The sequence below is a fragment of the uncultured Thermus sp. genome (assembly GCF_938010445.1).
Classification (GTDB): Bacteria; Deinococcota; Deinococci; order Deinococcales; family Thermaceae; genus Thermus; species Thermus altitudinis.
This window is the reverse complement of sequence record NZ_CALLUR010000091.1, coordinates 1-9,381: the sequence shown is the minus strand read 5'-3', so window position 1 is coordinate 9,381 and position 9,381 is coordinate 1. Positions and strand designations below refer to the sequence as shown.

The window sequence follows — 9,381 nt, the reverse complement described above, 5'->3', positions numbered from 1 at the left end:
GCCAGCTCCAGGTCGTGGGTCACCAGGATGAGGGTGCGCGCCTGCCCAGCCTCAAAGAGCAGGGAGGCCACCTGTTCCCGGGAGGAGGCGTCCAGGTTCCCCGTGGGCTCGTCGGCGAAGAGGATGGGGGGATCCAGGGCCAGGGCCCGGGCCAGGGCCACCCGTTGCTGCTCCCCCCCAGAAAGGCGGCTTGGCAGATGGTGGGCCCTTGCCAAAAGCCCAACCGCTTCCAAAAGGGCCAGGGCCCGCTCCCTTCGGGCCTTGGGGGGGAGGCCTGCGAGGAGGAGGGGAAAGGCCACGTTTTCCCAGGCGGTAAGGGTGGGGATCAGGTTCCACTGCTGGAAGACAAAGCCCATATGCCGCAGGCGCACCTCGGCCCTTTGGTCCTCGGAAAGCTGGTGCAAGGCCAGCTCCCCCAGGTACACTCCCCCTTCCGTGGGCAGGTCAAAACCGGCGAGGAGGTTTAGGAGGGTGGTCTTGCCGCTCCCCGAAGGCCCCACCACCGCGGTACTCCCTTGGGGAAAGGAGAAGGTGAAACCCTCGAGGGCCACCACCTCCCTCTCCCCCTGCCGATAGCGCTTGCTGAGGTTTTCGGCTCGTAGGTTGGCCATCGTTGACTCCCTGTTGGCCCCAATCCTCGGTGGAAGCTGGGGTGGGGTAGCCTGGTCCCCGTTTTTCATGTCCCGTTCCTCCACGGCCCTCTCGCCTAGCCAAGGCCTTTTCCGGGGCCCCACCCTGGCGTGGGCCCGGGCGGTATCACACCCTCCCCAAGGCCTCCACCACCGGGATGCGGCTGGCGTGGTAGGCGGGAAGAAGCCCGGCGGAAAGCCCCAGCCCCAGGGCTACCAAGAGGGCGAAAAGGGAAAGCCTGGGGGTGACCGCGGAAAGGGCTAGGCCCACCTGATCCAGGGTGTAGAGGTTGATGGCGTAGGAAACGGCGCTCCCCAAGGCCAGGCCCAGCGCCCCGCCTAGGAGGGCCAGAAGCAGGGCCTCCAGCACCACCAAGCGGAAAATAAAGCCCCGCCTAGCTCCCAAGGCGCGCATGACCCCAAACTCCCGAATGCGCTCGTACACCGACATCATCACCGTATTGGCCACCAAAAGTCCCCCCACCACCAAGGCCACCAGGCTGATGCCAAAGCGCACCAGGTCGCTGATGCGCAGGGCCCTTTCCGCAAAGCGCATCACGTCCCCGGTGGTCTGGGCCTTGAGGCCGGGGAGGCTGGCCTCCAGGGCCCGGGCCACCTCCTCCGCCTTCTGCCCGGGGTTTAGGGCCACCAGCAAGGCGGTGTAGTTTTCCGTGCCCAAAACCTCCTGCAAGGGCTTTAGGGGCACGAAGATGAGGTTATCGGCAAGCCCTCCGCTTTCCTCCAGGATGCCCTCCACCCTCAGTTCCACCCGGGGGGAAAGCCTGAGGGGGCCTCCCAGGGAAAGCTGGCTGCGTTTGGCCACCTTGGCCCCCACGATGGCCCCTCTTTCCGAGGGAAGGAGCGAACCCGCCTGGACCCTTACCCCCGGGTAAAGAAGGTCTGGGGCGACCCCTTCCGGCAGGCCTTGGAAGAAGAAGCTGGTCTGGGGGTCAAACCCGCCTCGAGCCAGGAAGAGGGTGGGGATGATGGCCCTGACCCCCAGCTCCCTGCCCGCTTCCTGGGCCAGCCTGTACTCCTTGGGGGTGATTTCGGGATACCCGGAGAACCCCAGCCCCTCCATCCCCTCGGGGACGATCTGGATGGCGGGGCCCACCCGGGATAGCTCCTGGGCCAGGGAGCGCCGCAAGCCCTCCCCGAAGGATAGGAAAAGGACCATGCTGGTGGTGGCGATCAGGACCCCCAGAAGGGTCAGGAGGCTACGCACGGGACGGGCCAAGAGGTTGCGAAGGACCAGCGCAAGGACTTCCATCCCCTAAAGCTTATCCCCTGGGGGTGGCCGCGGCGTGGCGGAGCCTACAGACCCCTTCCCTAGAGGCTAGATGAGCCTTTCCACGAAGCGGGTTTCTACCTCCTCCAGGTACTGGCTGGGGTCCACCTTCTGCCTTTCGGGGTGGCTGTAGTAGGCCTTTTCCGCCTCGAGGAACTCCTCGTGGCCCACGAACCACAAGAACTCCCGCTCCCCGATCCAGTAGGCTCCCAGGACCTGGAAGCCCGTGGCCTGGCGCAAGGGGACGATGACCTCGAGGAACACCTTTTGAAAGGCCTCCTTGGCGCCTTCCTTCAGCCGGTAGCGGCGCATCTGTACGGTCATGGCCTAAGTCTACTGCCTATAATCAGAGGCATGCGCACGGCGGAGATCCGGGAAAAGTACCTGTCCTTCTTTGAGGGCAAGGGGCACCTGCGCCTGCCCTCCTTCAGTCTCATCCCCGAAAACGACCCCTCCCTGCTCTTCACCTCTGCGGGCATGGCCCCCCTAAAGCCCTACTTCCTGGGGGCCAAGCCCATCTTCGGGGGCAAGGAGTGGCGAAGGATCACCACCTGCCAGAAATGCCTCCGGGTGGGGGACATAGAGAACGTGGGGAGAACCGCCCGGCACAACACCTTCTTTGAGATGCTGGGCAACTTCTCCTTTGGGGACTACTTCAAGAAGGAGGCCATCCTCTGGGCCTGGGAGTTCCTCACCGACCCCAAGTGGCTGGGCCTGGACCCCGATCGGCTATGGGTCACGGTCTACGAGGACGATGACGAGGCCTACGCCATCTGGCGGGACCTGGTGGGGGTCCCGGAGGAGAGGATTGGCCGCTTTGGCGAGGACGAGAACTACTGGCCTGGAGGGGCCATCACCCATGGGCCCAACGGGCCTTCCGGCCCCTGCTCGGAGATCTTCTTTGACCGGGGCCCGGCCTTCGGCACCCCTGATGAAACCGGCCCCAACACGGGAAGCGGGGACCGCTTCGTGGAGATCTGGAACCTGGTCTTCACCCAGTACGACCGCCAAGGCCCCATCCCCGGCCCCGGCATCCTGAAACCCTTGCCCCAGAAGAACATTGACACCGGCATGGGCCTTTACCGGGTGGCGGCCATCCTGCAGGACGTGGAGGACTTCTACCGCACGGACACCTTCTATCCCCTCATCCAGCGGGTGGCCCTCTGGAGCGGCAAGCCCTACGAGGGGAAGGCCTCCGTGAGCCACCGGGTGATCGCGGACCACGTCCGGGCGGTGGTGGCGGCCCTTTCCGATGGCGTGACCTTCTCCAACACCGGCCGGGGCTACGTGATCCGCCGCCTGCTCCGCCGGGCCTTGAGGCATGGCTACCTTCTGGGTCTCCAAGACCCCTTCCTCCACCGCCTGGCCCCGGTGGTGGCCGAGGTCTTAGGGGACTTCTACCCGGAGATGCAGGCCAACCTGCCCGCGGTGGAGAAGCAGATCCGCCTCGAGGAGGAACGCTTCCTGGAAACCCTGGAAGGGGGCCTCAGGCGGCTGGATACCCTGCTTGCGGGCCTCAAGCCGGGGGAGGTGGTGCCAGGGGCGGAGGCCTTCCGCCTCTACGACACCTACGGCTTCCCCTTGGACCTCACGGTGGAGATCGCCGCCGAGAGGGGCTTTGGCGTGGACACCGAGGGCTTCAAGCGGGCCATGGAGGAGCAACAGGAGCGCTCCCGGGCGGCCATGGCCTTTGAGCGGGAGATCTTCAAGAAGAGTGCCCAGGTGCTGGAGGAGCTCTATGCCGAAAGGGGGGCCACGGAGTTTCTGGGCTATGGGACCCTGGAAGGGGAGGCCACCGTCTTGGCCCTTCTGGCCGGGGACCAAAGCCTGGAGGAGGCGGGCCCTGGCACCGAGGTCCAGGTGGTCCTGGACCGGACCCCCTTCTATGCGGAAGGGGGTGGGCAGATCGGGGACTTTGGCCACCTGGAGTGGCCCAGGGGCCGGGCCAGGGTGGAGACCACCCTCAAGACGGAAAAGGGGATCTTCCTGCACCGGGCCAGGGTGGAGGAGGGGACCTTGCGGGTGGGGGAAAGGGTGCGGGCGGTGGTGGATCCCGCCCGCCGGGATACGGAGCGCCACCACACCGCCACCCACCTCCTCCATGCGGCGCTGAGGGCGGTCTTGGGCCCCCATGTGCGCCAGGCGGGAAGCCTGGTGGCCCCGGACCGGCTGCGCTTTGACTTCACCCACCCCGAGCCCCTTAGGGAGGAGGAGCTGGAGCGGATTGAGCTTTTGGTGAACCGCTGGATCATGGCGGATTTCCCCGTCACCTGGCGCTATCTGCCCCTGGAGGAGGCCAAACGGGAGGGGGCCATGGCCCTTTTCGGCGAGAAGTATGGGGAGGTGGTGCGGGTGGTGCGGGTGGAGGGAAGCCCCCTGCCCGGGGTGGAGTCCAAGGAGCTTTGCGGGGGCACCCACGTGCGGCGCACGGGGGAGATCGGGGCCTTCCTCATCCAGAGGGAGGAGGCGGTTTCCGCCGGGGTGCGGCGCCTGGAGGCGGTGGCCGGGGAGTGGGCGGTGCGCTTCGCCCGGGGCAGCCTCCACCGGATTAAGGCCTTGGCCGAGCGGCTTTCCGTAGGGGAGGCCAAGCTGGAGGAGCGCGTGGAAAAGCTCCTGCAGGAGCTCAAGGCCAAGGAGAAGGAGGTGGAAGGCCTCAAAGCACGCCTGGTGCAGGCGGAGCTCAAGAAGGAGTTGGCCCTCTTGGAGAAGGGGGATTTGCGCTACGGGGTGCTGGAGCTTCCCGGGGTGGACCTGGCCGCCTTGCGCCAGGCGGCGGACGACCTGGTAGGGAAGGGCGCCGACGTGGCCTTGGTCCTGAGTGGGGGACAGGCGGTGCTGAAGCTTTCCCCCCGGGCCCAGGAGAGGGGCCTCGAGGCCGGGGCCCTCTTCCGGGCCCTCACCGAGCGGGCCGGGGGCCGGGGGGGCGGGAAGGGGGCCTTGGCCCAAGGGGGTGGGCTATCCCCCGAGAAGGCGCGGGAGGTCCTTCCCAGCCTCTTGCCCTAAGGCCGAAAGCCTTTCTCGCCCCCTTGGTTTGGGGAAAGGGTGTACCGGAACCCACGTGGCCCGGGGCTAACCGCGGAGGTGGGATAGGGTTAAACCCCTTCCCCGTACCCTGGGGTAAAATGGCGCCATGGCACTAGCCCTTAGCCTCCTGGCTGTGGCCCTCTCCTGGGCCCTTTTCGGCCTCACCTTTGGGCGCTACCGCAGGCGCCCTTCCCTGCACAATGGCCTGTACACCCTAGGCCTTCTCCTCTTCGCCTTAGGGGTTTCCGCCGAGCTTTTGGCCAAGCTTCTAGGGGCCTGGAACCCTCTTCTTTACCGGCTTTGGTACCTTGCCGGGGCCATGCACGGGGTGACTTTTCTGGGCCTAGGGAGCCTGGCCCTTCTGAACCCCAGGGCGGCCCGGGGGCTTCTTTGGGCGCTTTTGCCCTTGATCCTGTATGGGCTCTACCTGGTGCTGGCGGCACCCTTGGACTTTTCCCAGCTTCCTGCGCCCTATGCCCCCTCGGGCAAGGCTTTCCCTGAGCCCAGCCTTACCTCGCCTCGGCTTTGGACCATTCCCTTTAACCTTTTGGGCACGGTGCTGATGGCGGGGGTGGCCCTCTACACCACCCTGCTCTTCTGGCGGAAGAACCCCCTTAGGGCCCAGGGCACGGCCCTCATCTTCCTGGCGGCCTTGGTGTTGGCCTCCACCAGCACCCTGAACCGCTTCGGGGTGGTGGGCCTCGAGGAGGTGGGTAGGGCCATGGGGATTACCCTTCTCTACCTGGGGGTGGCCCTGGCGGACCGTAGTGTCCCGTATGCGTCTGGGCGCGCTTGATGTGGGAGAGGCCAGGATCGGCCTGGCGGTGGGGGAGGAGGGAAGCCCCTTGGCCTTTGGCCGGGGGTATTTGGTGCGCAAGGGCCTGGAAGCGGATGTGGCGGCCATCCTGGACTTCATGCGCCGGGAGGGGGTGGGGAAGCTGGTGGTAGGCCTTCCCCTGCGCACCGACCTTAAGGAGAGCGCCCAGGCCCAGCGGGTCCTTCCCCTGGTGGAGGCGCTTAGGGCCAAGGGGGTGGAGGTGGAGCTGGTGGACGAGCGCTACACCACCCAGGCGGCAGCCAGGCGCCTAAAACACGCTCCCAAGCGGGTTCGCCAGGAGAAGGGCCGGCTGGATGAGATGAGTGCGGTGGTCCTTTTGGAGGGGTATCTTGCGGGAAGGCTCTAGGCGCTGGCTTTGGCGGGGGGTGGTGGCCCTATTCGTCACCTTTGCCCTCCTCCTCTCCTATGCCCTGTGGCTTTTGGGCCCTACGGGGAAGGAGGCCACCGTGCGCATTCCCCGAGGGGCCACGGGGCAGGAGGTGGCGAGGATTTTAGAAGAGGCGGGGCTTTTGCGCTCAGGTTACCTTTTTGCCGCCTATCTCCGCTTCTCCGGCCGGGCCAAGGGACTGGTCCCGGGCGTTTACCGCCTCACGGGGGAGGGGGCCTTCCGCCTGGCCCGGGCCCTCACGGGAGGGGAGAAGCCCCTTACCGTAACCCTCACCTTCCCCGAGGGGGAAAGGGCCGTGGACTACGCCCGAAGGCTTTCCCAGGCCGGGCTGGATGGGGAGGGTTTCCTAAAGATCGTCCAGGAGCCCGGCACCTTGCGCCCTCCCTACGTGGAGGGAGGGACCCTGGAGGGTTACCTCTTCCCGGCCACCTACACCTTTGACCTGTTGGCCACCCCCGAGGAGGTGCTCCGGGCCCTCCTGCGCCGCTTTGAGGCCGAGCTTACCCCTCCGGTAAAGCGCCTTTTGCAGGAGAGGGGGCTTTCCGTTCACGCCTGGGTGACCTTGGCCTCCATCGTCCAGGCGGAGGCGGGGAGCCTCGAGGAGATGCCCATGATCGCAGGGGTTTTCCTAAACCGGTTGGAACGGGGCATGCCCCTCCAGGCGGATCCCACGGTGGCCTATGCCCTGGGCAAGCGCCTACCTGAACTCTCCCGGAAGGCCGGGGATTTCGCCCATGACTCCCCCTACAACACCTACCGCTATGCCGGGCTTCCCCCCGGGCCCATCGGCAACCCGGGGCGGGCGGCGCTTCTGGCAGTGCTGAACCCGGTGCGCACCGATTCCCAAGGCCGCCCCTACCTTTACTTTTTCCACGCTAAGGGCCGGCTTTTTCTCAGCACCAGCTTTGAGGCCCATCTAGAGGGCCTTCGCCAGCACCGCTACTCCTCCCCGTGACGCAAAAGCCTAAGCTGGGCATAGGCGAAGAAGAGGGTGAGGAGGAGGATGACCACGGTGACGGCGGCGGCGTAGCCCAACCGGAAGTTCTCAAACCCCGACTCATAGAGGTAGTAGCCTAGGACCCGGGTGGCCCCGTAGGGCCCGCCCCGGGTGAGGAGGAAGACCGCGGAGTAGGACTGTAAGGCGAGGATGGTGCCCACCACCACCAAAAAGGCCACCGCCGGGCGCATGAGGGGGAGGACCACGTGGCGGAAGGCCTCCCAGGGCCCGGCCCCGTCCACATAGGCGGCTTCCAAAAGGGTTTTGGGAATGGCCTTAAGCCGGGCGGAGGCCACCAGGACCCCATACCCCAGGTGGCGCCAAAGGGTGAAGAGGACCACCATGAAAAGGGCCCAGAAGCCCTCCCGGTCCCAGGGGGGGATGGGCAGGAACTGGGCCAGGGCCCCGTACTCGGGGGTGAAGAGGGTGTACCAGCTTAGGGTGGCCCCGCCCAGGGTGACGAGGCCCGGGAGGAAGAGGAGGCTTTTGGCCAGGCGTTCGTAGGGGGCCCCCTCCAGGGCCACCGCCAAGGCCAGGGAAAGCCCCACGAAAAGGGGCAGGGCCAGGAGCATGAACTTCAGGGTCACCCAGAGGCTTCCCCAGAAGGCGGGGTCCCTTAGGAGGTCCTGGTAGTTTTTCAGCCCCACCGGTTTCGGCTCGGAAAGCCCCGACCACTCCCAGGTGGAAAAGCGGATCACATCCAAAAAGGGGTAGAGGAGGAAAACCCCCAGGGTGAGGAGGGCGGGAAGGGAGAAGAGAACCAGGGGAAGGCGCCGCACGGGTTACCAAAGGTAGAGGAGGCTTAGGAGGAAGGGATACCGGTCAGAGGCGGAGACCTCCAGGGCCAAGGGCTCCAGGTAGAGCCTGAAGCCTGCTCCCCAGGCCAGGTGGAAGCCCCCTTGGTAGCCCAGTCCCCCGTAGGCGGAAAGGGCTCCTCCGGGCACCTCGAGGCTCACCACCGGCCCCAGGTGCACACCAAAGGGGTACCGCAGGTCCAGCCCCAGCCCCACGGAGGCGTAGAGGTCCGCCAGGACCAGGCCGGGGAAGAGGTTGGCCTTGAAAAAGGCCAAGACTTCGGGGTTTTGCGAGAGGAGGACCTGCAGGTCCAGCCCGGTGTCAATCCCCAAGGGGCTAAAGGGCAAAAGGGCGCCACCTTGCAGGTAAAGGCCCTTGCCCGGGGCGTACCCCAGGCCCAGGGTGTTTTCCGGGTAGGCGGGGGCTTGGGCTAGGGCCAGGCTTAGGGCCAAAAAGGTGAAGGGGATCAGGCGTTTCATATCCACCCCATCCTAACAGATACCCCCGGCCTACGGCCGAGGGTACGGGAGCAAGGAGGATTTACGGTTGGTTGCAGGGTTGGGCACCCATGTGCTGGGTGAAGAAGGTTTCCAGGTTCATGGTTTGGCCGCCAGCAAAGTGGAGGGTGAGATTTTCTCCGGGGATGCAGTTATTGTTCGCATCGTCTAAGATACCTTCAAAGGTGACCACCTTGCTGTTCACTCGCATGAGCCCGTCCTGGATGTGGATGCGCAGGGGGCTTTCCTCCACCTGGGTTACCCTGAAGCTGAGGTGCAAGGAACTATTATGGGTGCTCAAATCGATGGAGACCTCACCTGAGGAGGCGTTGAAGTTTTCCAGAAGACTCCCACAGGTCCCCGGCGTGGAGGTGCCGTTCACCACCACCTGGCCTTGGGTGTGGAGGGCGCTGTCATTTACTTGGGTGAGAAGGCTGAGATTCCAGGCTAAGACCAGACGGGTAGCGCTAGTGGTGACGCTGAGATCAGCCAGATCTACCAAGCGCTGGCTGCCGTTGGGGTGGTCTAGGAAACCCTGGAGGCTAAGGCTCTCCGGCTCCAGAAGGTACTTGCCGCTCAGGCATATGCTGGGCCGCCAGCTGGCGATGAAGGTAGCTTCTCCTTCGTTAGATCCATTCTCGCCGAAATCCACGGCAAAGAAGGCCTTGGTGGGGGTTTCAAGCGTGTCCTGCGTATTGTAAGGTTGGTGGGTTTCAACGGTAGGGGAAGCCGGTCCTTTAGTGGACGCATCCCAGTCCGCCAGAAGTTTGTTCCAGGGATCGGTGGCCTGTTGCTTGAAGCGCACCTCCAAGTCGTTAGAGGGACCTACCTGAGTGCAGTTCCCTCCTATGCACTCAATCTTTCCCCGGGGTAAGGGGGAGACAGCCAGGGGATAGAGCTCTTGAGGTTTTACAGAAAGGATGCT

Annotated in this window: 10 protein-coding genes; 4 read left to right on the top strand and 6 right to left on the bottom strand. The window is 65.3% G+C overall.

Translation table 11 applies throughout. The features are described from left to right. From Q0693_RS05085 to Q0693_RS05075, 3 genes are all read right to left on the bottom strand, one after another. On the bottom strand, positions 1 to 611 hold a 611-nt coding region (locus Q0693_RS05085), incomplete at its 3' end, for an ABC transporter ATP-binding protein (protein WP_298629680.1). 145 nt (positions 612 to 756) lie between these two features. After that, positions 757 to 1,899: an FtsX-like permease family protein gene (locus tag Q0693_RS05080; protein ID WP_298629678.1), complete on the bottom strand. Its 1,143-nt coding sequence runs from the start codon at positions 1,897 to 1,899 to the stop codon at positions 757 to 759. Positions 1,900 to 1,965: 66 nt separating this feature from the next. Next, the gene (locus Q0693_RS05075; protein ID WP_243031700.1) at positions 1,966 to 2,241 is read right to left on the bottom strand and encodes an NIPSNAP family containing protein; all 276 of its coding nucleotides are present in this window, start codon (positions 2,239 to 2,241) and stop codon (positions 1,966 to 1,968) included. A gap of 30 nt (positions 2,242 to 2,271) precedes the next feature. On the opposite strand from Q0693_RS05075, the gene alaS reads away from it, so the two are divergent. From alaS to mltG, 4 genes are all read left to right on the top strand, one after another. Beyond that, positions 2,272 to 4,920, top strand: a complete 2,649-nt coding sequence (alaS, locus tag Q0693_RS05070) for an alanine--tRNA ligase (protein WP_298629676.1) — start codon at positions 2,272 to 2,274, stop codon at positions 4,918 to 4,920. A gap of 127 nt (positions 4,921 to 5,047) precedes the next feature. After that, positions 5,048 to 5,737 (top strand): hypothetical protein, encoded by a 690-nt coding sequence (locus Q0693_RS05065; RefSeq protein WP_243031698.1) that lies wholly within the window; start codon positions 5,048 to 5,050, stop codon positions 5,735 to 5,737. Beyond that, complete coding sequence (gene ruvX, locus Q0693_RS05060) at positions 5,718 to 6,125, top strand: Holliday junction resolvase RuvX (RefSeq protein ID WP_243031697.1); 408 nt, start codon at positions 5,718 to 5,720, stop codon at positions 6,123 to 6,125. The genes Q0693_RS05065 and ruvX overlap by 20 nt, the downstream gene beginning before the upstream one ends. Further along, a complete protein-coding gene (gene mltG / locus Q0693_RS05055) occupies positions 6,109 to 7,122 on the top strand; it encodes an endolytic transglycosylase MltG (RefSeq protein ID WP_298629672.1) in 1,014 nt (337 codons plus the stop codon). The genes ruvX and mltG overlap by 17 nt, the downstream gene beginning before the upstream one ends. Here mltG and Q0693_RS05050 read toward each other — a convergent pair. From Q0693_RS05050 to Q0693_RS05040, 3 genes are all read right to left on the bottom strand, one after another. Further along, positions 7,107 to 7,943 (bottom strand): sugar ABC transporter permease, encoded by an 837-nt coding sequence (locus Q0693_RS05050; protein WP_243031695.1) that lies wholly within the window; start codon positions 7,941 to 7,943, stop codon positions 7,107 to 7,109. The two genes, mltG and Q0693_RS05050, sit on opposite strands and share 16 nt — an antisense overlap. A 3-nt stretch (positions 7,944 to 7,946) precedes the next feature. Then, on the bottom strand, positions 7,947 to 8,438 hold the full coding sequence (locus Q0693_RS05045; RefSeq protein ID WP_298629670.1) for a bioflim formation protein: 492 nt from the start codon (positions 8,436 to 8,438) through the stop codon (positions 7,947 to 7,949). 61 nt (positions 8,439 to 8,499) lie between these two features. Then, positions 8,500 to 9,381 (bottom strand): hypothetical protein (locus Q0693_RS05040; protein WP_298629668.1); only part of this gene is annotated, 882 nt, incomplete at its 5' end.